Annotated in this window: 26 protein-coding genes; 11 read left to right on the top strand and 15 right to left on the bottom strand. The window is 68.9% G+C overall.

Going from position 1 to position 24,407, the window contains the following annotated elements:
- From ABFX36_RS18065 to ABFX36_RS18055, 3 genes are all read left to right on the top strand, one after another.
- The coding region (locus tag ABFX36_RS18065; RefSeq protein WP_346077656.1) for a hypothetical protein at positions 1–189 on the top strand (189 nt) is incomplete at its 5' end.
- On the top strand, positions 186–887 hold the full coding sequence (locus tag ABFX36_RS18060; RefSeq protein ID WP_006898237.1) for a hypothetical protein: 702 nt from the start codon (positions 186–188) through the stop codon (positions 885–887). The genes ABFX36_RS18065 and ABFX36_RS18060, both read left to right, overlap by 4 nt.
- 235 nt (positions 888–1,122) lie before the next feature.
- Positions 1,123–1,785 carry a phosphatase PAP2 family protein gene (locus ABFX36_RS18055; RefSeq protein ID WP_006898236.1) on the top strand — a complete coding sequence of 221 codons (663 nt, stop codon included), beginning with the start codon at positions 1,123–1,125 and terminating at the stop codon, positions 1,783–1,785.
- Positions 1,786–1,804: 19 nt separating this feature from the next.
- Here ABFX36_RS18055 and ABFX36_RS18050 read toward each other — a convergent pair whose 3' ends face one another.
- Complete coding sequence (locus ABFX36_RS18050) at positions 1,805–3,562, bottom strand: ABC transporter ATP-binding protein (protein WP_346077653.1); 1,758 nt, start codon at positions 3,560–3,562, stop codon at positions 1,805–1,807.
- A complete protein-coding gene (locus tag ABFX36_RS18045) occupies positions 3,559–6,123 on the bottom strand; it encodes an ABC transporter ATP-binding protein/permease (RefSeq protein WP_428832066.1) in 2,565 nt (854 codons plus the stop codon). Before ABFX36_RS18045 ends, ABFX36_RS18050 begins: the two co-directional genes overlap by 4 nt.
- 133 nt (positions 6,124–6,256) lie before the next feature.
- Here ABFX36_RS18045 and ABFX36_RS18040 point away from each other — a divergent pair, with 133 nt between their 5' ends.
- Together ABFX36_RS18040 and ABFX36_RS18035 are read left to right on the top strand one after the other, a co-directional pair.
- Positions 6,257–6,661: a hypothetical protein gene (locus ABFX36_RS18040; RefSeq protein WP_006898233.1), complete on the top strand. Its 405-nt coding sequence runs from the start codon at positions 6,257–6,259 to the stop codon at positions 6,659–6,661.
- Positions 6,662–6,704: 43 nt separating this feature from the next.
- Positions 6,705–7,076 carry a DUF3817 domain-containing protein gene (locus tag ABFX36_RS18035; RefSeq protein WP_039868175.1) on the top strand — a complete coding sequence of 124 codons (372 nt, stop codon included), beginning with the start codon at positions 6,705–6,707 and terminating at the stop codon, positions 7,074–7,076.
- On the opposite strand, the gene ABFX36_RS18030 is transcribed toward ABFX36_RS18035, so the two are convergent.
- The 9 genes from ABFX36_RS18030 to clpS all read right to left on the bottom strand — a co-directional run bounded on the left by ABFX36_RS18030 (position 7,070) and on the right by clpS (position 13,296).
- Positions 7,070–7,366: a DUF2470 domain-containing protein gene (locus ABFX36_RS18030; RefSeq protein WP_346077649.1), complete on the bottom strand. Its 297-nt coding sequence runs from the start codon at positions 7,364–7,366 to the stop codon at positions 7,070–7,072. The two genes, ABFX36_RS18035 and ABFX36_RS18030, sit on opposite strands and share 7 nt — an antisense overlap.
- A complete protein-coding gene (gene rdgB / locus ABFX36_RS18025; RefSeq protein ID WP_062367955.1) occupies positions 7,363–7,995 on the bottom strand; it encodes an RdgB/HAM1 family non-canonical purine NTP pyrophosphatase in 633 nt (210 codons plus the stop codon). The genes ABFX36_RS18030 and rdgB overlap by 4 nt, the downstream gene beginning before the upstream one ends.
- Positions 7,992–8,750, bottom strand: coding sequence for a ribonuclease PH (rph, locus tag ABFX36_RS18020; RefSeq protein ID WP_006898227.1), 759 nt, complete (start codon positions 8,748–8,750; stop codon positions 7,992–7,994). Before rph ends, rdgB begins: the two co-directional genes overlap by 4 nt.
- A gap of 182 nt (positions 8,751–8,932) precedes the next feature.
- Positions 8,933–9,709: a cyclic nucleotide-degrading phosphodiesterase gene (locus tag ABFX36_RS18015; RefSeq protein WP_006898226.1), complete on the bottom strand. Its 777-nt coding sequence runs from the start codon at positions 9,707–9,709 to the stop codon at positions 8,933–8,935.
- A 105-nt stretch (positions 9,710–9,814) separates the two neighbouring features.
- The gene (gene murI, locus ABFX36_RS18010; RefSeq protein ID WP_045536770.1) at positions 9,815–10,618 is read right to left on the bottom strand and encodes a glutamate racemase; all 804 of its coding nucleotides are present in this window, start codon (positions 10,616–10,618) and stop codon (positions 9,815–9,817) included.
- Positions 10,615–11,268: a rhomboid family intramembrane serine protease gene (locus tag ABFX36_RS18005; protein ID WP_428832065.1), complete on the bottom strand. Its 654-nt coding sequence runs from the start codon at positions 11,266–11,268 to the stop codon at positions 10,615–10,617. The genes murI and ABFX36_RS18005 overlap by 4 nt, the downstream gene beginning before the upstream one ends.
- The gene (locus tag ABFX36_RS18000) at positions 11,265–12,368 is read right to left on the bottom strand and encodes a P1 family peptidase (RefSeq protein ID WP_346077659.1); all 1,104 of its coding nucleotides are present in this window, start codon (positions 12,366–12,368) and stop codon (positions 11,265–11,267) included. The genes ABFX36_RS18005 and ABFX36_RS18000 overlap by 4 nt, the downstream gene beginning before the upstream one ends.
- The gene (aosR, locus tag ABFX36_RS17995) at positions 12,362–12,994 is read right to left on the bottom strand and encodes an oxidative stress transcriptional regulator AosR (protein WP_006898222.1); all 633 of its coding nucleotides are present in this window, start codon (positions 12,992–12,994) and stop codon (positions 12,362–12,364) included. Before aosR ends, ABFX36_RS18000 begins: the two co-directional genes overlap by 7 nt.
- Complete coding sequence (clpS, locus tag ABFX36_RS17990) at positions 12,994–13,296, bottom strand: ATP-dependent Clp protease adapter ClpS (RefSeq protein WP_081598161.1); 303 nt, start codon at positions 13,294–13,296, stop codon at positions 12,994–12,996. The genes aosR and clpS overlap by 1 nt, the downstream gene beginning before the upstream one ends.
- Before the next feature lie 19 nt (positions 13,297–13,315).
- On the opposite strand from clpS, the gene ABFX36_RS17985 reads away from it, so the two are divergent.
- From ABFX36_RS17985 to glgB, 4 genes are read left to right on the top strand one after another with little or no spacing between them, the layout of a single operon-like run.
- Positions 13,316–14,638: a nicotinate phosphoribosyltransferase gene (locus tag ABFX36_RS17985; RefSeq protein WP_062367953.1), complete on the top strand. Its 1,323-nt coding sequence runs from the start codon at positions 13,316–13,318 to the stop codon at positions 14,636–14,638.
- A complete protein-coding gene (locus ABFX36_RS17980) occupies positions 14,635–15,249 on the top strand; it encodes an isochorismatase family protein (RefSeq protein ID WP_045536748.1) in 615 nt (204 codons plus the stop codon). Before ABFX36_RS17985 ends, ABFX36_RS17980 begins: the two co-directional genes overlap by 4 nt.
- Complete coding sequence (locus ABFX36_RS17975) at positions 15,246–17,246, top strand: ATP-dependent DNA helicase (RefSeq protein ID WP_346077645.1); 2,001 nt, start codon at positions 15,246–15,248, stop codon at positions 17,244–17,246. Before ABFX36_RS17980 ends, ABFX36_RS17975 begins: the two co-directional genes overlap by 4 nt.
- 10 nt (positions 17,247–17,256) lie before the next feature.
- Positions 17,257–19,092 carry a 1,4-alpha-glucan branching protein GlgB gene (gene glgB, locus ABFX36_RS17970; RefSeq protein WP_278126871.1) on the top strand — a complete coding sequence of 612 codons (1,836 nt, stop codon included), beginning with the start codon at positions 17,257–17,259 and terminating at the stop codon, positions 19,090–19,092.
- A 48-nt stretch (positions 19,093–19,140) separates the two neighbouring features.
- Here glgB and ABFX36_RS17965 read toward each other — a convergent pair whose 3' ends face one another.
- From ABFX36_RS17965 to ABFX36_RS17955, 3 genes are read right to left on the bottom strand one after another with little or no spacing between them, the layout of a single operon-like run.
- Entirely contained in the window at positions 19,141–20,022 is an 882-nt protein-coding gene (locus ABFX36_RS17965) for a tetratricopeptide repeat protein (protein ID WP_346077657.1), read from the bottom strand.
- 44 nt (positions 20,023–20,066) lie between these two features.
- Positions 20,067–20,432, bottom strand: coding sequence for a DUF3817 domain-containing protein (locus ABFX36_RS17960; RefSeq protein WP_006898215.1), 366 nt, complete (start codon positions 20,430–20,432; stop codon positions 20,067–20,069).
- Positions 20,433–20,437: 5 nt separating this feature from the next.
- On the bottom strand, positions 20,438–21,631 hold the full coding sequence (locus ABFX36_RS17955; RefSeq protein ID WP_006898214.1) for an acetyl-CoA C-acetyltransferase: 1,194 nt from the start codon (positions 21,629–21,631) through the stop codon (positions 20,438–20,440).
- Between the two features lie 118 nt (positions 21,632–21,749).
- Between ABFX36_RS17955 and mce the strand changes: the two genes are divergently transcribed.
- Complete coding sequence (mce, locus tag ABFX36_RS17950) at positions 21,750–22,235, top strand: methylmalonyl-CoA epimerase (protein ID WP_346077641.1); 486 nt, start codon at positions 21,750–21,752, stop codon at positions 22,233–22,235.
- 128 nt (positions 22,236–22,363) lie between these two features.
- On the top strand, positions 22,364–23,323 hold the full coding sequence (locus tag ABFX36_RS17945) for a coiled-coil domain-containing protein (RefSeq protein ID WP_006898212.1): 960 nt from the start codon (positions 22,364–22,366) through the stop codon (positions 23,321–23,323).
- A 3-nt stretch (positions 23,324–23,326) separates the two neighbouring features.
- Here ABFX36_RS17945 and nucS read toward each other — a convergent pair whose 3' ends face one another.
- The gene (gene nucS, locus ABFX36_RS17940) at positions 23,327–24,013 is read right to left on the bottom strand and encodes an endonuclease NucS (protein ID WP_039868169.1); all 687 of its coding nucleotides are present in this window, start codon (positions 24,011–24,013) and stop codon (positions 23,327–23,329) included.
- Between the last annotated feature and the right edge of the window lie 394 nt (positions 24,014–24,407).

Below are 24,407 nucleotides of genomic sequence, written 5' to 3'. Positions count from 1 at the left end.
ACCACCGACATCGGCACTCAGCACTGCGTTACCGAACCCCGGCCGAGTACGCTGCCGGATGCACCCACCAACATCACCCTGTGGGCTGCGAGATCGACTGACGATCACAACAAGGAACTGGCTCTAGAACTGCCTGGACCGGTTATCGGGGACCTGCCAACTCCATTGACCGCAATGATCGACCGGTGAGCGACAACCTCGAATGTGCGGACCAGAGTGTCACCGACGAATGTGTCGGAACGGTGCGGATGCTCAACGGCACCCCACGATGCACTCGGCATTCGCTACGCAAGGTCATGGACACAGAGCCCGGATCTATACCACCCAAGGGCCGACGCAATGTAGCACTGTGGGTCCTCAGCGGTATAGCGCTGGCGGTGGTCGTCGCACTGACCATAGGGGTCACGCTGCTGTTGGTCCGGTATCAATATCTGCCCGCGGTCGCTTCGCCGCCGACGTCATCGACGTCACTGCGACCAGTACAGCTTCCACTGCCACCTATGCCGTCGACCACGACGATACCGGCAACAACTTCGCTCACTGCCACAGCGCGACAGACGCCGCCACCTCGCGGACTCACCGTCAAGTACGTCGTCCGGCACCTCGCTTTCGATTTCGGATACGCACCGATCATTCCTGAGACCGGACAATTTGATAAACAGCGCACACTGTCGCCCGACTCACCTCCCGAGGGCGGATTTAACGACTATTGGTCACAAACACTGCACTTCGCCACCACACCCGAATACGTCGGCTTCTCCGTGACCTCTTACGACTACATGCCGATCCGATGCGAAGTATGGATCAATGGGGAACTGAGAGTCGCTCACGAGCAGGAGGACAAGAACACGCCCTTGGTCTGCCGCGCCACCAGACGCACCAGCTAGAACCGGAAATCGAATCCCAGCGCGAGCCCGATCGTGTTGTCACCGGGTCTCGCGTCCTGACGGGTTGCTCACGCGCACCTATGGGTCGCGCCTGAGATCAGTAGCCACAAGGCGTACCGAGGGCAAATCGCCCTCGGCGCGCCTTGCCACGTCTGATGTCAGCGGCGTCCCGGTCTACGACACTCCCGGGGTACGGGACGAGCGTTCTGCCAACCGCACGAGGCACCATCGAAGGATGACGCATCGCACTTCACCGATCGCCGCCCTCGCGGCCGCGATCCTCGCGTCGCTCGGCATCGCCGCGACGTACGAGCTCCTCGTCGTCTCGTACGCGGGCCAGATGGTCGATCAGGACGTGATGGAACTGATGGGCGCGCGCACCGGGAACGACGCTCCGACGGGCGGTCTGCTCGCCGAGATACAAGTCCCCGTGCTCGCCGGCTGCGGCCTGCTGATCGGCGCGATCTGTCTCGCGCGACGATCCTGGCGGCTCGCCCTGCACGCGAGCCTGCTGATCGGCGCCGTCGTGGTGCTCGCGGTCGTCCTGAAATCCGAGCTGCAACGACCGCCGCTGGACGTCGGCAACGCGCTCAACTCGTTCCCGTCCAACACGGTCGCCGCGTTCGCCGCGGCGGGGATCGCCCTGTGCGCGGTCACGCCCCGCCGTGCGCGGCCGCTCGCGGCGATCGCCGCGACGGCAGGTCTCGGAGTGGTCTCGTTCACCGTCGTCAGCCAGCAATGGCACCGACCGTCGGACGTCATCGGCGGAGCGCTCCTCGCGGTCGCCGTCGCGGCGGTCGTCGATCTGCTGATCCCGGCGTGGAACGCGCGGCCGGCACGCGCTCACACCGAGCACGACGTGCGGGACTGGCAACGGTCGCGAGCGGCTGTGCGGTGAGACCACCCCGGGCGCACCCCTAGACCTGCCAGCCCTCCGCTTCTCGCCACCGCTGCCACAGGTCGGCGAACACCCCGCCGCGCGCGAGCAGGTCGTCCACCGCACCCGAGTCCACCACCCGGCCGTGGTCCAGGACGATCACCGAGTCGGCGAGCGCCACCAGCGCGGGTCGGTGCGTCACCACCACAACCGTCCGCGTCCCGCGGATCCGCCGCAGCGAATCGACCACGGCGCGTTCGGTGATCACGTCGAGTGACGACGTCGCTTCGTCGACCAGCAGCAGTCCGGCGGGCTTCGCCAGCGCGCGGGCGAGCCCGACTCGCTGGCGTTCGCCGCCCGACAAGGTATTGCCGCCGTCGCCGATCCGCGAGTCCCAGCCATCGGGGAGCGAGTCCAGCACGGCGTCGAGTCGAGCGAGATCAGCGATCTCGACGAGATCGGGCTCGACGCTGGTGACCACGTTCTCGCGCACCGTCCCCGGCCGCAGCGAGGTGGTCTGGAAGACCATCGACGCGTTCTGCAGCCGACCGGCCGCAGTCGTCTCGTCGCCGCCGAAGTCGACTCGTCCGGTGCTGGGTTCGCGGAGCCCGGAGATGACGTCGAGCAACGTCGACTTGCCCGAGCCGGACGCTCCGACCAGCACCGTGATCTCCCCGGCAGGGATGGTCAGGTCCACCCCGTCGAGGGCCCGCGTCCCGTCCGGGTAGGTGTAGCCGACCTCGCTCAGACGGACCGGCACGGGCACATCGGAGGCTTCGCGGAGCGCGTCGTTCGACGTCGGTCGCCGCACTGTGATCTGTTCGGCAGCCAGATCCTCGACGACCAGGTCGCGCAGCTGTGCCAGCAATCGCTCCACTCCGGCGATCGGGGTGGCCAGCAGCGAGAGCGAACCGGTGGTCTCCACCACCCGCAGCAGGACGACGACCATCGCCGCCGCGGTGACTCCGGAGAGGGTGCCGTCGAGGTAGAGCGCTCCGGTCGTGACGCCGAAGGCCAGCAGAACGACCTGACCGGCGACGGTGAAGAGCAGGTCGCCGGGGATCTGCCAGGCGAGCAGCCGGAAACCGCGCCGCCGCGAATCCGCGAGCACCTCGTCGACGGTGCCGGTGCCGACCCCCGCGGCGCGCAGCGTGGGCTGTGCCCAGCCGAATTCGAGCATGCGGTCGTCCAGCGCGCGGCCTGCCTCGGCGAACCGATCCTCCGACTTCGCGACGGCCCGGCGTCCGCCGTAGAAGGCGCCGAGCAGGACGATGCCGCCGACGAGAGCGACCACCGCGAGCTGCCACGACACGAACAGCAGGCCGACGGCCAGCATCGGCACCAGCAGGGCCGCATGGATCAGCGGCGAGAAGAGCAGGACGATCGCCGAGACCGACTCCGGGCCGGACTTGGTGACCAGGTCGCGCAGCCGGGACGCACGATCGCCGTGGAGTTCGGCCGGATCGAGCCGGCCGATGGCCGACACACCGGCGCTTTCGGCCGCGTCGATCAAGCCGAATCCGACGCGGAGTCCGGCGCGGGTCGCGAGGATGTCCGCGGTCCAGCCGACCGCGAGCACCGCGACCATCGCCGCCACCCAGACCCACGCGTCTGACGGGGTGTCGCCGAACAACGCGCGCAACAGCGGGATCGACAGCAGCACGGCCGCCGCCTGCAGCGCCGTGGACAGCGTCGTGAGCGCGTAGAAGGCGAGGCGGTGCGGCCGCCCTGCGGCGCCGGTGATGACGCGGACGTCGGCGAAGACGGTCGGCAGGATTCGGGTCGAGTCTGAACTCATCGGAGGGCCTCCTGCGCCTGCGCGGTCATCGCCGCGTATCGTCCACCGGCCGCGATCAGTTCCGGTCCGGTCCCCTGCTCCACGATCTGTCCGCCGTCGAAGACGACGATCCGATCGGCGTCGGCGACGGTGTGCAGTCGGTGCGCCACGATGAGCACCGTGCGCCCCGCCAACAGCCTCGACAGGCCTTGCCGCACCTCCCACTCCGAGTCGGGGTCGGCGGCGGCGGTCGCCTCGTCGAGGACCACGAACCGCGGGTCTCCGAGCAGCGCCCGGGCGATCGCGATCCGCTGCCGCTGGCCTCCGGAGAGGCTGTCGCGATCGACCACCGTGTCGTATCCGTCGGGCAATGATTCGATGAGGTCGGCGATGTGAGCCGCCCGGGCCGCCTCCGCGATCGCCGCACGATCCGCGTCGGGCATGCCGAGCGCGATGTTGTCGGCGATGGTGCCGCGGATGAGTTGGACGTCCTGCAACACCACGGCGATCCGCTGCCGCAGCTGCACCTCGGGAATGTCGCGCAGGTCGACGCCGTCGAGCAGTACCGCGCCGGCATCCGGGTCCCACAGGCGAGCGACCAGAGCCGCCACGGTGGACTTGCCCGCACCCGACGGTCCGACGAGGGCCGTCGTCCCGCCCGCGGGCAGGTCCAGGTGCAGGTCCCGCACCACTGGCCGACCGGGCGTGTACCCGAAGGTGACGCCGCGCAGTTCGACTCGCGCCGGGCCGCTCGGCTCCGGCCCGGTGCTGCCGTTCTCCGCCTGTTCGAGCTCACCGCTCGACAGCAACAGATCGAGCGAGGTCTTGCCGTTCATCCCCTCGCGCAGTCCGCCGACGGCGTACGACGCGGCGAGCAGCCGGTCGCCGAACGAGGTGCCGAGGATCAGGAAGGGCAGGATCGCGGCCGCGTCCATCTGGTCGGCGGTGATCAGTGCCGTGCCCGCCAGCGCGACCACCACCATCGACGTCGTCGGCCGGTTGAGCTGCAGAATCACCGACTTCGCATCGATCGTGGCGCGCTGCCAGTCCTTCAGGAACTCGGTGAGACGCCGCAGTCGGGCGGGCAGGTCGGTGATCGCGCCGTCGCCGAACACGCGGCTGACCTGCTGCGTGCCGATGTAGCGTTCGGCGTCGCCCGGCAGGGTCGCGTCCCATCGCATCTTCTGTTCCAGGCGGGCTCTGTCGGCAGTCGCCAGGCGTGCCATTGCGACGATGTACCCAAGTACCGGCACCAGCAGCACCAAAGCGAGTACCCAGTTCACCGAGAAGAGGTACCCGAGGATCGCCAGCGGCGTGACGATCGCCGTCACGAGATCGGGCACCGCGTGGGTCACCAGGTAGTGCAGCGACGAGATGTCGTCGGCGACCAGCTTCTTGACCTCCGCGCTGCGGCGACCGAGGAACCATCCGAGCGGCAGTCGGGTGAGTTTGTGGAGCACTCGCCGCCGCAGCGCCGCGGCATACACCTGGTCGTAGAAGTGCAGCACGGTGATCAGCACCGCGCTGCCGGCGGCGCCCGCCACCAGAACGATCAGTGCCGTGACCGCGACGTCGATCAGCTCGTGGCGGTCGGCCCCCTCCACCAGCAAGCGCGCCAGCTCCGCGAAGAGCACCAGTGGCACCACCGCGAGCACCGCGAGCACGAGCGCGAACAGACCGGCGACGATCAGCGCGGGAAGGGCGGGTTTGAGGACGGGCTCGGCGGGCGCTGCGGCCTTCGGGGCGCGGGACGGGGTCAGAGCGGCCTCCGCGACATCGTCCGTCGCCGTCTCGGAGGCGGTCGACACGGCGGTGTCCTCAGTCGCCGTGTCGACCTGTTTTCCCATCGCACGTCCGGCCATCCAGTAGGCCTGGGTGTGCATGGTGGCCTTGTTCTGCTCGTGGTTCAGGGCGAGCGCGCCCTTGGCCAGTCGCGTCGCCTTGCTCTCGGCCGTGACCCACGTGTGCCATCCGCGATAGTCGTCCTCGCCGATCGCCTCGGTCAGCGCCCGGCGGTCCGGACTGGTGGGCACCCAGTCGACGGTGAGGTTCGAATGCTCCGGCAGCGGCAGATCGCGGTCGTCGTCGTTCTCGTGCTCGATGACCGCCCGGATCGGGATGTCATCGCCGATCTCCTCGATCAGCCGCACGATGGCCGGCCATGCCGCCACGTCTCCCATCAGCAGGTATCCGCGCGGACGCTCGCGGTCCGCAGCGATGTCGTAGCCGTCGCCGCCGAGCCGTGTCATCAGCAGTTCATCGCCCACGACGGCATTGCGCGCCCAGGTGGACGCGGGTCCGGCCGGATCGTGGACGAGGAAGCAGATCGCGAACGTCCCCGCCGCCGGGTCCGGATCCAGCAGCGTGTATCCGCGTTGATGGAACTTGGCCGCGTTGTTCACATCCGGGAACCAAGCACGGATCCAGGCGGCCGGCTTCTCGCCGCCCGCGTGCAGGATCTCGCCGCACTGGAACTCGATGCGAACGACGTGTTCGGTCACCCACCGCACACCGGTGACCGTCGCCGGATGATTCTTCGCTCCGAGAGCGCGAAGCACCGCTCCCTGGAAGCCCTTGCCCATGTCCACCCCATCGTCAACCACTCGAACCTAAGATTAGGCTTGGCTAATTAGTAGCAGACTGGTGGCAGAACGCACAGTGAGGGCGGCCGCACCGGGCCCGATGCACGGCAGCCGACCAGGTACCTTCGATAGTGTGAAGTCCTCTCTGCCGTCGCCCGCCAAACGACGTCACCGCCCCGCACTGATCGCGCTGGTGGCGGTCGCGGCATGCGCTTGCCTGGCGCTCGCCTGGTGGCAGTGGGGCCGCTACGAATCGTCGACGGGCACCGGCCAGAACCTGGGATACGCCCTGCAGTGGCCGGCCTTCGCGGTGGCCGTCGTGTACGCCTATCGCCGCTTCGTCGTGATGGAAGCCGATCCGGACGCTGAACACCGCGACCGCGCCGAGCCGACCGAGATACCCGAGGGGGTCCTTCCCGAGCGGCCCACGCGACACGACCCGTCGGTCGCGGCCATCCTCGACGCCGCCCCGGACGACGACCTGGCCGAGTACAACAGATACCTCGCCGAACTCGACAGACACCCGACGCACGACTGACGCATCAGCTGAAATCTCCGCGCGACCGATGAAGGACCACGACGTGACCGAATCCGCCAAGACCGCCGACGACGCCCCGGACGGGACTGTGACTGCGACCATCCCCCAGATCCGCAGCGCGCTGCTGCGCTACCGCGTTCTGGCCTGGGTCACCGGCGTGTGGCTGCTCGCCCTGTGCGCCGAGATGATCGCAAAGTTCGGCTTCGGAGTCGAGGGCTTCGGCTGGGTCGGCGTCGCTCACGGCTGGATCTACTTCATCTACCTGATCTGCACCGTCGACCTGTCGATCAAGGTCCGGTGGCCGCTGCCGAAGCTGGTGGCGACCGCGATCGCGGGCACCATCCCGTTCCTGTCCTTCTGGTTCGAGCACATTCGCACTCGCGATGTTAAGGAGCAGTTCAAGCTCGATCAGTGATCGTCTAGCTCGATCCCCAGGCGCTCGGCACCGGCCTTGTAGAGGGCGACCACCTCGCGACGGATGGACGCTCGGTCGGTGAGCTCGTTCGGCCACGGCACGCGGACGGGACGGTCCGCTCCGTCGACGGTCGCCGTCCACTTCCCCGCAACCGAGTCGAAGCCCGTCATCACCGCGGCGGTGGCGTCGGGTTCGGCGAACGCTCGCACAATGACGAGATTGTCGGTCGCATGGTCGTCGTTCATATGCCGGAGCACAGCGGTCACGACCGCGTCGTCGAATACGATCATCGGTCTCCTCCGCCCGCGCCGGCGAGGGCCCGGAGTGCCGGGACCAACTGCGCCAGCGCCTTGCCACGGTGGCTCAGCGCGTCCTTCTCCGCGGGCGGCAGCTCCGCGGAGGTGCGCCCGGCGGCCACCTCGTCATCGGGAATGAACAACGGGTCGTAACCGAAGCCGTTCGCGCCGCGCTCGTCACGCAGGATGGTGCCGCGCCACTCTCCGCGGACCACGGTCTCGGCGCCCGTCGGCAGCACCAGCGCACACACCGAGACGAACGCCGCACCGCGTCGTTCGTCCGGTACGTCGGCGAGCTGGGCCAGCAGCAGGCGATTGTTGGCGGCGTCGCCGGCGCCACCGCTCCACCGTGCCGACAGGACTCCCGGCATGCCGTTGAGCGCGTCGACGGCGAGGCCGGAATCGTCGGCCAGCGATGGCAGTCCGGTTGCGGCGACGGCCGCGCGAGCCTTGAGCAGCGCATTGTCCTCGAACGTCGCACCGTCTTCCACCGGTTCCGGATAGCGCGTGACATCACCCAGCCCGAGCACCTCGAGCCCGGTGATGCCCGCCGCTTCGACGACGCGTCGCAGCTCGGCCAGCTTCTTGGCGTTGTTCGACGCCAGCAGGACCGTCCCGGTCACTGCCCGCTGCCCGGGAGCGATCCGGGGTACGGCTGCGACAGCACTTCGCGCTGCGCGGCGACGATGTTCTCAATGCCGGCGCAGGCCACGTCCAGCATCTTGTCGAGCGTTCCGCGCGCGAAGGTCGCGCCCTCGCCTGTCCCCTGCACTTCCACGAGGGTGCCCGCGTCGGTGGCGACCACATTCATGTCGACCTCGGCACGCGAGTCCTCGTCGTACGGCAGGTCGAGGCGGACGCGGCCGTCCACCACACCGACGCTCACCGCCGCGATGATGCACGACAGCGGCTGCGGGTCGGCCAGCTTGCCCGCCGCGCCGAGGTAGGTGACGGCGTCCGCGAGCGCGACGTAGGCGCCGGTGATGGCCGCCGTCCGCGTTCCGCCGTCGGCCTGCAGGACGTCGCAGTCGATGGCGATCGTGTTCTCACCCAGCGCCGCCAGATCGATGCACGCGCGGAGCGAACGTCCGATCAAGCGGCTGATCTCGTGCGTGCGTCCGCCGATCTTGCCGCGCACCGACTCACGCTTCGAGCGCTCGTGGGTCGCGGCGGGAAGCATCGAGTATTCGGCGGTGAGCCAGCCGAGCCCCGATCCGCGCCGCCACGACGGCACGCCCTCGGTGACGCTGGCGGTGCACATGACGCGGGTGTTGCCGAATTCGACCAGCACCGAACCGGCCGGATGAGAGGTGAAACCGCGGGTGAACTTGATGGGCCGGAGTTCGTCGTCTGCCCGGCCGTCTGCTCGTGAAGTCACGCCCCGACCTTACTGGACAGGCCGACATATCCGCCGACGAGGAGGTGCCGGGCAGCGTGCAGCACATCCGCGCAACTCCGCGACGAACGCGCGGGCTGGGAGCGCGCGTCCGTCGTCGAGCTGCGCGGATACAAGAACGGGCAGACCGGCAGCGACCGTCGCGGCTCAACCAGCGAGGCGATCTATGCGACCGGCTTACGGACCTCGATGACCTGACCCTGGTGGACGAGTTGCAGCGGTCCCGCATACTCGCCCGACGCCTCGTCGAGGATGGCGGCGGAGTCGGCCCACGGGACCACGTGAGTCAGGGCGAGCGAGCGGACCGATGCGCGGGCGGCCACCTGTCCGGCTTCGACCCCGGAGAGATGCAGCCCCTCGGGCCGGACGCCGGGCTCGTGCGTCCACGACGCCTCGCACAGGAACAGGTCGGCGTCGCGCGCGAGATCGACCACCTCCTCGCACACGCCGGTGTCGCCGCTGTAGGCGAGCACCTCGCCGTCCGGGCCGACGATCCGCAACCCGAAGGTGCTCGGCGGATGGTTCACCTTGTACGGCTCGATGTGGAGGCCGTGGATCTCGACGGCTTCGCGGTCGACCCACTCGCGCACGTCGTAGGTGTCCGACAGGTCGTCCACCTCACCCGGGTACTCCGACGCCCCGGCACCGACGCGCAGCGCCGTGCCCTCCGGCCCGTACAGGAGCGAACGTTCGGTGGCCGGAGTCGGCGCCCACCGACGCCACACCAGCATTGCGGGCAGATCCATGCAGTGGTCTGCGTGCAGATGACTGAGCAGGACGGCGACCTGGTTCGGATCCGCGTGCTGCTGCAGTTCACCGAAGACACCGTGTCCGCAATCGATCAAGACCGGCGGGTGTCCGTCGGCCTGAACCAGGTATCCGGAGCACGGTGCACCAGGGCCGTTCACACTCCCTGAACACCCGAGCACCGTCAAACGCATGGGACACACTCTGCCATGCCGCTCCGGAAATCCGGCATCAATCCGCCCTCCTGTGACCGGTGAGTTGGCACTGCATCGACCGTGCCGAACGCCACACGGGAGTGGTCAGAAATGCTCTACGTGGCCCACCGAAGGTCCCAAGAACCGGGTCGAGAGCTTGCGGAACGAGTCCGGATCGCCGGTCGCGGAGAAATGACGCCGGGCCACGCGATTCGAGTGCGGATGCAGGGCGTCGCGCTCGGTCAGGACGCGGACAGTGTCCTTCGCCGTCTCCTCGGCGCTCGACACGAGCGTCACCTGATCGCCCATCACCAACTGCACCACACCCGACAGCAGCGGATAGTGGGTGCACCCCAGGACCAGAGTGTCGACGCCGGCCTCCTGCAGCGGCTCGAGGTAGCCCTCGGCAAGACCCAGGATCTGGCGTCCGCTGGTGATCCCCCGCTCCACGAAGTCGACGAACCTCGGGCAGGCGACGGCCGTGATCTCCACATCGCGTGCCGCGGCGAACGAGTCCTGATACGCGCGCGACGCGATGGTCGCCTCCGTGCCGATGACGCCGATCCGACCGGTCTTGGTCGCGACCACCGCGCGACGCACGGCGGGCAGGATCACCTCGATGACGGGAATCGGGGCATAGCGTTCACGCGCATCGCGCAGACAGGCCGCCGACGCGGTGTTGCAGGCGATGACGATCGCCTTGACCCCACGGTGCACCAATTCGTCACCGATGGCCAGCGCATGCCTGCGGATCTCCGGAATGGTCAACGGCCCGTACGGCCCGTTCGCGGTGTCGCCGATGTAGATGACATCCTCATCGGGCAGCTGATCGATGATCGCGCGCGCGACGGTGAGCCCGCCGACGCCCGAGTCGAAGATGCCGATGGGACCGGTTTGCAGCTCGGTTATCGGGGGCCTCCCTTGAGTTCTGGTCGTCGGGGCTCGGAGCTGCCCGGATCGCGTCGGTCGCTGAGCATCCACGCCGCCAGCACGCCGCCGACGGCGCCGAACAGGTGTCCCTGCCACGACACTCCACCTCCGTGCGGCAGCACGCCCCACAGGATCCCACCGTAGACCGCCAACAGGACCACCCCGCCGAGCACCTGCCACACGTCGCGGTTGAAGAGACCGCGGACCAGCAGATACGCCAGCCACCCGAAGACGATCCCCGATGCGCCGATCGTCACCGAGCCGGTCGGGGCGGTGAGCCACACTCCCAGACCGCTGATGACCCATACGATCGCCGTCACCCACAGGAATCGTCCCGACATCAGCAGCAGGAAGCCGAGCACCACGCCCGGGATCAGGTTGCCGATCAGGTGAGCGAAGTCCGAGTGCAGCAGCGGCGCCCAGATGATCCCGTCGAGGCCGGACAGCCGTCGCGGCACGATGCCGTACTCGTCGAGGTCCCCACCGGTCGCCATGTCGATCGCCTCGACCACCAGCAGCGCGACGGCGATGACGCCCATCGTGATGCCCGACCGCTCCCACTTGGGCATCGGCGACCGACGCGGCTTCGGGAGACGAGGGTCGGACGGCGACGCGATCCCGCCGCTCATGCGTCGCCGAAGGCGGAGAACAGCACGTCGCGGTATGCCGGAATCCCGGCGACGCCGGTCGCGGCGACCACCGCCGAGACGATCGCCCGCTGCACCACCGTCGCCGATGCGTCGGCCAGTGCCGCGACGATCGCGGTGTCCGGGTCCATCCCCGGCGGAACGTCGACCGCGATGTCCGGATCGGCGGCCTTCTCGCCGGTGGCGACGGCGAACAGGGTGTCGCCGTCGAGCGGTGAATGCGCGGGACGGACCGCCCGCGCGAGGCCGTCGTGACCGGACATCGCCAGACGCCGGGTGCTCGCCACCGACAGCGTGGCATCCGTCGCGACCACCCCGATCGTCGTGTTCAGTACCGTGCCCTTTGCGGTGAGCTCAGCGAGCCTCTTGATCTCGAGTTGCTTCGGCGCGCGCAAACGGTGCAGTTCGAGGTCGTCGGCACCCCACGGCAGCCCGGTCGACGGATCGACGACACCGCCGACCGGATTGGCCACGACGAGAGCGCCGATCGTCAATCCGCGAGCCGGACCGTCGGAGAACGTGATCGACGCGGTGCCCACGCCGCCCTTGAGTGCGCCGGCGCGCGCCCCGGTCCCGGCCCCGACCGATCCGATCGCGAAATCGGTCCTGGCGTCGGCGAGCGCCCGCGCACCGAACTCGGCGGTCGGACGGTTCTCCCACCGGCCGACCGGGAGGTCGAAGATGACCGCGGCCGGCACGATGGGCACCACGTGCCCCTGACCGTCCATCGGCAGTCCGACGCCGGCCTCCTCGAGTCCCCGCATCACCCCGTCGGCCGCGGCAAGACCATAGGCACTGCCACCGGAGAGCACGATCGCGTCGGCGCCGCGGACCGTGTTGACCGGATCGAGCAGGTCGGTCTCGCGCGTCCCAGGACCGCCGCCGCGCACGTCCACCGCCGTCGCGCACCCGCGCGGCAGGGTGATGACCGTGGTCCCGGTCGCCCACCCGCTGCCGGGTTCAGCGACACTCGCGAGCACCACCTCGTCGTCGAGTCGGTGGTGATGGCCCACTGCGATTCCGGCGACATCCGTGATCCGGTTGCCGGGGCGCGACACAGACGACTTCGGCTCGGTCACCATCCGTCGTGCCCCCACTCCCCTTGCGACGGGTCCTCCGGCTGCGTCCACTCCGCCGACATCAGTGCTTCGACCAGCAGCCCCTGCACCACCGACAGCCAGTCGTAGACGTCCTGGTGTGCGGCGTGCGGATGGTCGGGCGGCAGCTTCGAGGGCTCATCGGTGATCCCGAGCATCGCGCCCAGTGCCAGTCGGATGTCGGTGAGCGCCGTCAGCCAGCGGTCGGCCTGGGACTCGGTCAGCGAGACGTCCCCGCCGCCGCTCGGCAGTGTTTCGAGAACTGTGCGTGCCGCGGCGAGTTTCGCGTCGATGATCTGCGGTTCGTTGACGCTGCGCAGTCCCCCGTTGAGGTCCGCGGCGATCGGTCCGGCCGCGAGTTCCGGCTCCTGGTCGGGTCGATGGAAATCGGGCAGCAGCCGTCCCAGCGTGACATCGTCCGGTGCGCGGGTGTGCCCCGTCTGGATCCCCGTCAGCTCCGACAGTTCGTCGCGCGGAGCCGACTCGGCGCGTTCGTTGAGCAGATCGGTGATGGACTCGACCATCGACGCCAGCAGTTGGCATTCGTAGTTCTCGAGGTTGGAGCAGATGCGGACGTCCTCGCCCGCACCGGTTCTGCGCCAGGTCCGCATCAGGAGTCGTGCTGCATGGTCGCCCACAGGCCGGCCGCATGCAGTTTGCGGACGTCGGCCTCCACCTTCACGCGGTCGCCGCTGGAGACCACGGCCTTCCCCTCGGTGTGCACCTGCATCATCAGCGCCTTGGCCTTCTCCTCCGAATAACCGAAGATCCGCTGAAAGACATAAGCGACGTAGTTCATGAGATTGACCGGGTCGTCCCACACCAGCGTCACCCAGGGGCGGTCGTGAGTCACCTCTGGTTCTGCCACCGCGGTACCGGTGCTCGTACCTGGTGTCGCCTCATCGCGCGCCATGAGTAATAGGGTAGCGAAGGTGACCAGTACCGCGCTGCTGACCGATCAATACGAGCTGACCATGCTGTCGGCCGCCCTGAGGGCCGGGACGGCGCAGCGCAGCTGCGTGTTCGAGGTCTTCGCCCGCCGCCTCCCCGACGGCCGACGCTACGGAGTCGTCGCGGGCACCGGACGTCTGCTCGACGCCCTCGAACGCTTCCGATTCGGTCCGGAGGAGATCGACTCGCTCCGGACCGTGGTCGACCAGGACACCCTGGCATGGCTGTCCGACTACCGCTTCCGCGGAGAGATCGACGGTTACCGCGAGGGCGAGCTCTACTTCCCCGGCTCGCCCATCCTGACCGTGCGCGGCGGCTTCGCCGAAGCTGTGGTGCTGGAGACGCTGATCCTCTCGATCCTCAATCACGACAGCGCGATCGCCTCCGCGGCGGCGCGTATGGTGAGCGCGGCCGCCGGCCGCCCGATCATCGAGATGGGCGGACGCCGCACGCACGAGCACGCGGCGGTCGCCTCAGCGCGCGCCGCATATCTCGCGGGAGTCGACGCGACCAGCAATCTCGAGGCCGCTCGCACCTACCGCGTGCCGAGTGCGGGAACCGCGGCGCACGCGTTCACGCTCTCGTTCGCGCATCCCGACGGCAGCGACGAGCGGGCCGCCTTCGCCGCGCAGGTCGAGGCGCTCGGCGTCGGGACCACCCTGCTCGTGGACACCTACGACATCACCACCGGTGTCAAGAACGCGATCGAGGTCGCAGGCACCTCGCTCGGAGCGGTCCGGATCGACTCGGGGGATCTGGGCGTCCTCGCCCGCCAGGTACGCAGGCAGCTCGACGAGCTCGGCGCCACCGGCACCAAGATCGTCGTCTCCGGCGATCTCGACGAGTACGCCATCGCCTCGCTGCGCGCCGAACCCGTCGACATCTACGGCGTCGGAACCTCGCTGGTGACCGGCAGCGGTTCACCGACTGCGGGCATGGTCTACAAACTGGTCGAGGTGGACGGCGTCCCGGTCGCGAAGCGGTCGAGCCACAAGGAGAGCCACGGCGGACGCAAGCGCGCCGTTCGCGCGGCCCGCGCGTCCGGAACCATCGTCGAAGAGATCCTGTTGCGTGCCGACGCGCCCGCGGATCAGGCGATCCCGGGCACCGGAGGCCTGGACGTGGCCGAACTCCAGATTCCACTGGTCCGCGGCGGCGACCGAGTTTCCGGGCTGCCTACACTGGAGCAGTCCCGCGGGCATCTCGCGCACGGGCTCGTCACCCTCCCGTGGGAGGGTCTCGGGCTCAGCCACGGCGACCCCGCAGTCCCCACCCGCTACCTGACCGAACCGGAGAGTCGATGACCGAGGAGACCCCACCGCGGAATCGTGCGCTGATCGTCGTCGACGTCCAGAACGACTTCTGTGAGGGCGGCTCCCTCGCGGTGGCCGGCGGCGGTGCGGTCGCCGCCGCGATCAACGCGATCACCGGCTCGTATCCGGTGGTGGCGGCCACCCGCGACTACCACGTCGACCCCGGGGGGCACTTCTCCGAGACCCCCGACTTCGTCGACTCGTGGCCACCGCACTGCGTGGTGGGCACGCCCGGCGCCGAGTTCCATCCGGCCTTCCGCACCGGCCCCGTGCAGGCGGTCTTCTCCAAGGGCGAGTTCGACGCCGCGTACTCGGGCTTCGAGGGCCGCGACGAACACGGAAACGGCCTGGCCGACTGGCTCACCGCGCGCGACGTCTCCGAGGTGGACGTCGTCGGCATCGCCACCGACCATTGTGTTCGCGCGACCGCGGTCGACGCCGCCGCAGCCGGCTTCGCCACACGTGTGCTGCTGGACTTCACCGCGGCCGTCGCCGAGACCACCACCGCGACCGCGTTCGACGTCATGCGCGACGCGGGAGTCGAGCTGGTGGGCACCCTCGTGCACACCGGTACCCGTCACGAAGACGACGCGGCCGAGTGAGCGTCCCCGATGTCGCCGACCTCCTGGCCACCGCCGTCGAGTCCCTCGGCGGAGCCCGGCGCGACGGTCAGCTGGCGATGGCCGAGGCCGTCGGCGAGGCGATCGAGAACGACCATCACCTCGCGGTCCAAGCCGGCACCGGCACCGGAAAGTCGCTGGCCTACCTGGTCCCCGCGCTCCGGCACGCCGTCGACACCGACGAGACCGTCGTCGTCTCGACGGCCACCATCGCCCTCCAGCGCCAGCTGACCGAACGTGACCTACCGCGTCTCGCGGGCGCGCTCACGAAGCCGCTGGGCCGCGAACCGTCGTTCGCGATCCTGAAGGGTCGCGCCAACTACCTGTGCCTCAACAAGATCCACTCGGGAGTGGCCGACGAGGATCCGAACGCCGAGCTGTTCGACGCCTTCGACCTGTCCCGCATGGGCCGCGAGGTGACGCGGTTGCGCGAGTGGACCTCCGACACCGAGACCGGAGACCGCGACGATCTCTCCCCCGGCGTCAGCGACCAGTCGTGGCGCCAGGTGAGCGTCTCCTCGCGCGAATGTCTCGGGGCGTCGAACTGCCCCTACAGCGAGGACTGCTTCGCCGAACTGGCACGGAAGAAGGCCGGCGCCTCCGACGTCGTGGTCACCAACCACGCGATGCTCGCCATCGACGCGATGAGTCCGGCGACCATCCTTCCCGAGCACCGCGTGGTGGTCATCGACGAGGCCCACGAACTGGTGGATCGGATCACCTCCGTCACCACCGAGGAGATCTCGGCCGCGAGCGTCTCGCAGGTCGCCCGCCGGCTCGGCAAGTTGATCGACGACGAGAGCGCCGACGCGCTGGTCGGCGCGGGCGAACAGCTGGAGTTGCTGCTGGAGGACTCACCCCAGGGCGAGTGGACCCGACTCCCGAGCGGCGCACCCGAGGTCCTCGCATCGCTGCGCGACCGCCTCTGGAACGCGCGGAACGCGGTCGGTCCGGCGCCGTCGGCAGGCACCGATCCGGAGGCTGCGGCCGCCAGGCAGATGGCGCTGTCGGCCACCGACTCGCTGCACGATTCGGTGGTGCGAGTGCTGACGGTCTTCGCCGAGACCGACATCACCAAGAGGCACGACGTCGTCTGGCTGTCCGCCGACCGGATCCGCGGAAACGTCCGCCCGACGCTGCGGATAGCGCCGTTGTCGGTGGCCGGGCTGCTGCGTACCTCGCTGTTCACCGACTCGACTGTGATCCTCACGTCCGCGACCCTGACCATCGGCGGCAACTTCGACGCCCTCGCACGCACCTGGGGGCTGCCCGCCCACGGTGGCAAGGACGTGGAGGCCGCGGGATGGCGCGGCATGGACGCCGGCAGCCCCTTCGACTACCAGCGCGCCGCGATTCTCTACGTCGGCAAGCACCTGCGGGCGCCCGGCCGTGACGGCATCGCGGAGTCGACGCTGGACGAGATGGTCGATCTGATGAACGCTGCGGGCGGTCGTACCCTCGGCCTGTTCTCGTCGATGCGGGCCGCCAAGGAGGCCGCGGAGAAGCTCCGCGACCGAGTCGGGTTCCCGATCCTGTGCCAGGGCGACGATGCGACGTCGGCACTGATCGAGAGATTCGCCGCCGACGAGGCCACCTGTCTGTTCGGCACTCTGTCGCTGTGGCAGGGCGTCGACGTCCCGGGTCCCTCGTTGCGGTTGGTGATGATCGATCGGATCCCCTTCCCCAGGCCCGACGACCCGCTCCTGTCGGCGCGCCAGCGCGATGTGGACGCGCGCGGCGGCAACGGCTTCCTGACCGTCTCGGCGAACCACGCGGCACTGCTCCTCGCCCAGGGCGCGGGCCGGCTCCTCCGCGCCACCGACGACCGCGGCGTGGTCGCCGTGCTCGACTCACGTCTGGCGACGGCGCGGTATGCGGGCTACCTCCTGGCCGGGCTTCCACCGTTCTGGCGGACCACCGACCGCGATGCCGTCCGAGCCGCGCTCACCCGCTTGACGACGGGCGCCGCGAAGAAGTGACGGGGCGATCGTGACGGACCCGCTGTGGCAGCGGCTCGGCGCCCGGCCCCGCGTCGCGGACACCGAATTCGCCGTGTGGGCGCCCAATGCGCGATCGGTCACCGTCTTCGGCGACTTCGACCGATGGGCGGGCACCGACCACCCGATGGAGCGCGGACCGCACGGCGTCTGGACCGCCACGGTCGACGGCGCGCGGCCGGGAATGGCATACAAGTACCGCGTGGTCGGAGCCGACGGACTGACACGCGACAAGGCCGATCCGCTCGCCCGTGCGACTCAGCGACCACCCGAGACGGCGTCGGTGATCGCCGGTCCGTCGTCGTTCGTCTGGAACGACGAGACGTGGATGGCCGCGCGCGCCGACCGGCGCCCCGAGCGCGAGCCGATGTCGATCTACGAGGTCCACCTGGGGTCGTGGCGCTCGGGCCTGAGTTATCGCGAGGCCGCCGTCCAGCTGGCTGAGTACGCCGCCGACCGCGGCTTCACGCACGTACAGCTGATGCCGATCACCGAGCATCCCTACGGGGGATCGTGGGGCTATCAGGTCGGCTCGTACTTCGCCTGCTCCAGCCGGTGGGGCACCGCCGACGACTTCCGCTTCTTCGTCGACCACCTGCACTCGAAAGGGATCGCGGTACTCCTCGACTGGGTCCCGGCGCACTTCCCCAAGGACGCCTTCGCGCTCGGCGAGTTCGACGGCACTCCCCTCTACGAGCACGCCGATCCGCTGCGGCGGGACCAGCCGGACTGGGGCACGTACGCGTTCAACCTCGGTCGGCCCGAGGTCCGCGACTTCCTGATCGCGAGCGCCGTCTACTGGTGCTCGGAGTTCCATCTCGACGGGCTGCGCGTCGACGCGGTCGCGTCCATGCTGTACCTCGACTACTCGCGCGGCCCGGGCCAATGGCGGCCGAATGCGCGCGGGACACACGAGAACGACGAGGCCGTCGACTTCCTGCGGCGCCTCAATGACGCCGTCCACGAGGCGTGTCCGGGCGCCGTGATGATCGCCGAGGAGTCGACGGCGTGGCCGGGGGTGACAGTCTCCACCGACCGCGGCGGGCTGGGCTTCGACTTCAAGTGGAATCTCGGCTGGATGAACGATCTGCTGTCGTTCCTCTCGCTCCCGCCGCGGCGGCGTGCGGAGCTGCACGAACGTGTCGCGTTCGGCCTCACGCACGCCACCGCCGAGCGCTACGTCCTGCCGATCAGTCATGACGAGGTGGTCCACGGCAAGGGCACCCTCGTCACGAGAATGCCAGTCTCAGCCGACGCTGCGGCGGGGGTGCGGCTCGCCCTGGCCTTCCAATGGGCCCATCCCGGCAAGAAGCTGCTGTTCATGGGGCAGGAGTTCGGGCAGACCCGAGAGTGGGCCGACGACCGCGGGCTCGACTGGAACCTGCTCGATCCGGACGGGTCGAACGCCTCGGTCCACCGCGGCATCGCGCTCGCGGCCCGCGACCTGGCCCACCTGCACGCCGAACTGCCGGCGCTGCACCGAATGGACTGCGACGCCCGCGGCTTCGCCTGGCTCGACGCCCGCGACACCGCCAACACCGTCATCGGCTTCCTGCGGCTGGCCGACGACGGGGCGGCCACCGGGGGCCGCATCGTCGCCTGCGTCTTCAACTTCTCCGACCGCGATCTCCACGGCTACCGGCTGGGCTTCCCGCTCGCCGGGCCGTGGCGCGAGATCCTCAACACCGCCGCGCGGGAGTACGGCGGTCACGGGGTGGGCAACCTGGGCCGGATCGTCGCGGTCGACGAGCCGAGCCACGGCCGTCCCTACAGCGCGGCCATCACCCTCCCCGCTTCCGCCGCGGTCTTCTTCACACCGGGCCGCTGACCCTGCCGGTGGCCGGCGGACGGTCGGAGGCGTCAGTACAGCGCTGTGTCAGTACAGCGCTGTCGCCAGCTTCCGGCGCGCTGCCGTGACGAAGGGCTCGGCGGGGTCGAAGAGCTCGAACAGCTCGAGGAGCCGGGCGCGCGCCCGGGTGCGGTCGTCGTCGCGCGTCACCTTCACCAGCTCGATGATCCGATCGAACGCGGCCTCCGGCCGCTGACCGAGCAGCAGCACGTCGGCTGCGGCGAGCTGAGCGTCCACGTCTCCGGGCGCGGCGGTGTTGACGATCTCGGGGTCGTGGGCCTGCGCTCGGGTGACGAACTCGAGGTTGCGGACCACGGACTTCGCCTCGACGTTGTCCGGCTCGAGTTCGGCGATCGCGCGATAGGCGGCCAGCGCCCCGTCGAGGTCGCCGGAGTTCATCAACTCCTCGGCGGCCGCCATGCGCGGATCCTGCTCGGGCTCGTCGTCGGATGCCGTCGCCGCGGTCTCCGGAAGCAGATGTCCGGCCTTCGCGAAGATCTCGTCGATCCATCCGCGGATCTGCTCCTCCGGCTGCGGCCCCTCGAACATCGCGACCGGCCGACCGCCGATCAGTGCGATCACCGTCGGCACCGACTGAGCACCGAAGGCCTGTGCGATCCGCGGGTTCGTGTCGACATCGACCCGCGCGAGTGCCCACCGGCCGCCGGCTGCCTCGGCCAGGCGCGCCAGCACCGGGGACAGCTGCGTGCTCAGTTCCGACCACGAGGCCCACAGGTCCACCACCACCAGCTGCCGGGTGGAGCGTTCGACGATCTCCGTCTCGAAGTCGAGTTCGGTCACATCGAGGACGACGGCGCCGGGGCGAGAGTCAGAAGCGGGCCGGGACGCAGCTGCCCGCTGCGCCTCGGCCCGCTCCTTGAGAACTGACAGATCTACGGCACCCGCCATCGCGATGGCGGCGTTCGCCGGTTCATTGCGTCGAGAAGGTCTGGTCACACCTTCAGTGTGTCACGATCGGCGGACTCACTGAACGTCGAGTCGGACAGTTCGCCCAGATGACCGTTCTTACTGGCCCACTGCTCGAACCACACCGTGAAGAACGGCGGGATCGAGGCGACGAGTGCCAGCGCCAGAACCTTGAGGTTCCACTTCAACGACCGCGCGGTGAGCACGGTGATGATCAGGTAGACGACGAACGCCACACCATGGAGCGCGCCGGGGACCATCGTCGCCGCATCGATTCCGGCTCCGTACTTGACCCCCATGCTGATCAAGAGCAGGCCCCAGGTGATCGCCTCGATGACGGCGATCAGCCGGAAACGCTTGGCCGGGGTCGAGACGTCGAACACGTTGCCCATCCCACTCACGCCTTCGGGACTCGGACGATGAGCGCATCGCCCTGGCCGCCGGCGCCGCACAGCGCCGCCACGCCGACCCCGCCGCCGCGACGGGCGAGCTCGAGAGCCAGGTGAAGCGTGATACGTGCGCCCGAGGTACCGATCGGGTGACCGAGCGCGATTCCGCCGCCGTTGACGTTGACCTTCTCCGGGTCGACGCCCAGCGCGCGGGTCGACGCCAGGCCGACGGCCGCGAAGGCCTCGTTGATCTCGATCAGGTCGAGATCGGCGGGGGTGATGCCCTCGCGCTCGCAGGCCTTGACGATCGCGTTGGCGGGCTGCTGCTGCAGCGACGAGTCCGGGCCGGCGACCACACCGTGGGCGCCGATCTCGGCGATCCATTCGAGTCCGAGCTCCTCGGCCTTCGCCTTGCTCATCACGACCACGGCCGCGGCTCCGTCGGAGATCTGCGAGGAGTTGCCCGCCGTGATCGTGCCACCCTTGCGGAACGCCGGACGCAGACCCGCGAGGGTCTCCACGGTGGTGTCGGCGCGCACACCCTCGTCCTCGTTGAACAGGATAGGGTCACCCTTGCGCTGCGGGATCTCGACCGGAACGATCTCGTCGGCGAAGACGCCCTTGGCGATCGCCTCAGCGGCCAGCCGATGGCTGCGCGCGGCGAAGGCGTCCTGCTCCTCACGGCTGAAGCCGTCGGTGTCGTTGCCCTGCTCGGTCAGCGCACCCATCGGCTGATCGGTGAAGACGTCGTGCAGTCCGTCGAACGCCATGTGGTCGACCAGTTCGGTGTTGCCGTACTTGAATCCCGAGCGGCTGCCGGGCAGCACATGCGGGGCCTGGGTCATCGACTCCTGGCCGCCGGCGACCACGCAGTCGAACTCGCCCGCGCGGATCAGCTGATCGGCGAGCGCGATGGCGTCGATTCCCGACAGGCACATCTTGTTGATCGAGAGCGCCGGGACGTCCCAGCCGATGCCCGCCTTGACTGCGGTCTGCCGGGCCGGCATCTGGCCGGCTCCGGCGGTGAGGACCTGTCCCATGATCACGTACTGGACATGCGACGGGTCCACGTTGCCGCGCTCGAGCGCGCCCTTGACCGCGACCGCGCCGAGATCGACGGCGGAGAAGTTCTTCAGCGATCCCTGCAGGCGTCCCTGAGCGGTGCGCGCGCCGGAAACGATCACTGTGGTGTTGTCGGACATGTATCAGCTCCTTGGCGGTGGGGGCAGCGGTCGTCACGGCGGCACACGCCGTCGCTGCGGTACTGCTCGGGGCAGCCGCGATGGCGACCCCGTCTGCAAACAACGCTACCGTTATGGCATGACCAACTCCCCATCGAACGACGTGACAAACACCACCAACGGAGGCCCTCTGACCTCGATCGGCGATCTCGTGACAGCGATCGACCATGTCGGCCTCGCGGTCCCGGATCTCGACGCCGCAGCCGCCTGGTGGCTCGACAACTTCGGCTTCGCGAACCAGCACGAGGAGGTGAACGAAGAGCAGGGCGTCCGCGAAGCGATGATCGGCCCCGAGAACGGCGACACCTTGATCCAGCTCCTCATGCCGCTCAACGAGGAGTCGACCATCGCCAAGTTCATCGACCGCAACGGACCGGGAATGCAGCAGATGGCCGTCCGCGTCACCGACCTGGACGAGGTCGCCAAGCGTCTGACCTCGGCGGGAGTGCGACTGCTCTACCCGCAGCCCAAGCGCGGAACCGCCGACTCGCGCATCAACTTCGTCCATCCGAAGGACGCGGGCGGGGTTCTCCTCGAGCTGGTGGAACCGGCCGCCGGTCACTGATCACGACCGCATTCTCGTCGCCGAGCGGGCGGTCGGCCCCGTGCCGACCGCCCGCGCTGTGCAAGCTCGCTCGCAACACCCCGCATTCGATACTGAATTCGGACGCCGATCGGACCTAGACTGGCATCATGTCAGCCCCTGGACATCGTCAGAGCCCCTTCCCCATCGTGATGCGCGGATACGACCGCGACCAGGTCACCGATCACCTTCGGCGGCTCGAAGCCGAATTGCGCATGATGGCCGCCGATCGTGACTCCGCTCATGCCAGCGCGGACGAACTCCAGGCGCATCTCGACGACGCCCGTCACCGCATCCGCGAGCTCCAGGACGAGGTGAACACTCTCTCCGTCCCGCCGACGACGGTCGCGGGGATGACCGAGCGCGTCTCCCGCATGCTGCAGTTGGCCACCGACGAGGCCAGCGAAGTCCGTGCCAACGCCAAGGACGAGGCCGACGAGACGCTGTCCGTCGCCCGCCAGGAGGCCGAGGACATCCGTGCGTCCGCGGCAGCGGCCGCCACCCGGACCAAGGAACTCGCGCAGGAGCACGCCGACGCGAAGATCACCGAAGCCGAGGAGCGAGCCGCCGAGATCGACGAGGCCGCGCGGGAACGCGAAGCACAGTCCAAGCGGGATCTCGAGGCCGCACGGGAACGGGCCCGGGAGATCATCGCCGCCGCCGAGGAGGACGCCGCACGCCTGCGCGGGGCCGCGCACAACGTCGCGATGAACCGCCTCGCACGCTCTCGTGAGCTGGCGGAATCGGCCCACGATGCACACAAGCAGATCCTCGACCACCTCGACGCTCTCCGCGAGCACATCACCAACCTCCCCGGCGCCCTCGAACTGTCGGACGAGGAGCGGGATCTGGTCTCTCTCACCGAGACCGACGACCTCGAACTCCTCAACCGCACGCTGCTCGGGAGGGATCGATTCACCCCGCAGGACGACGCCTCCACCCCGCCGGCCGAGAAGACCGATGTGCTCGACGCCGTCGACGCGGAATACGACGACGATCACGGTGACGAGCGCTACGGCGGTCCGGCGCGTAAGGAGGACTCACCGAAGGGCGATCAGGTCACGGCCTGACCGTCAGAACAGCTTGAACTCGTTGTCCTCGGTGCCGCGCAGCTTGTCGTAGTCGAGCGTCACGCACCGGATCCCCCGATCGTTGGCCAGAGTCTTGGCCTGAGGCTTGATCGCCTGTGCCGCGAACACTCCGCTGACCGGTGCGATCGTCGCATCGCGGTTGAGCAGATCCAGATACCGCGTCAGCTGCTCCACACCGTCGATCTCGCCGCGTCGCTTGATCTCCACAGCGACGGTGTGGCCATCCGCGTCTCGGCAGAGGATGTCCACCGGCCCGATCGCGGTCATGTACTCGCGACGGATGAGCGTGTAGCCGGCACCAAGCGTCTCGATGTGCTCGGCCAGCAGTTCCTGGAGGTGTGCCTCCACACCGTCCTTCACCAGTCCCGGGTCGAGCCCGAGTTCGTGGCTGCTGTCGTGATGGAATGCCGCGATGCTGATCCGCAGCTGCTCCCCCGCCTTGTTCTCGACCACCCAGACCGAGTCGATACCGTCGGATCCGTCTGCCGCCGGCTCCTCGACGAGCCAGCACGGCGGGCTCATCCAGTTCAACGGCTTGTAGGCTCGGTCGTCGGCGTGAATGCTGACCGAGCCGTCGGACTTGATCAAGATCAGCCGCTTCGACATCGGCAGATGGGCGGTGAGCCGACCAACATAGTCGACCTGGCAATCGGCAATCACAAGACGCACCTCAGCGAGTGTAGTGGAGACTCCCGACGCGCCCGAACAGCCTTGCCGAGCCGTTTCAACTCCATCCGCTCGCTCAACCTGCCCTCGTCCCGAGGTTCGTCGAGTAGGCGGGTGAGCGCAGCGAGCACGCCGTATCGAGACCACTCTGCTCGCGTGTGGTGGTTTCGACTCGCTTCGCTCGCTCAACCAGCCGTCGCCCCGAGGCTCGTCGAGTAGGCGAGTGAGCACAGCGAGCACGCCGTATCGAGACCACTCTGCTCGTGTGGTGGTTTCGACTCGCTCCGCTGTGAGTGTTTGGGGTGGTTGGCCTGGGGCTGACTGGCAGGGTGGTTATGGGTTCGTCGTTGTGTTCGTGACTCATCGCTCCGCTGGCCTCGTTGTGGGTGCCTTCAGC

Source organism: Gordonia cholesterolivorans (assembly GCF_039531975.1).
GTDB lineage: Bacteria > Actinomycetota > Actinomycetes > Mycobacteriales > Mycobacteriaceae > Gordonia > Gordonia sihwensis.
Note: the sequence above shows the minus strand (reverse complement) of the source record. Positions and strands in the feature narration are given on the sequence as shown.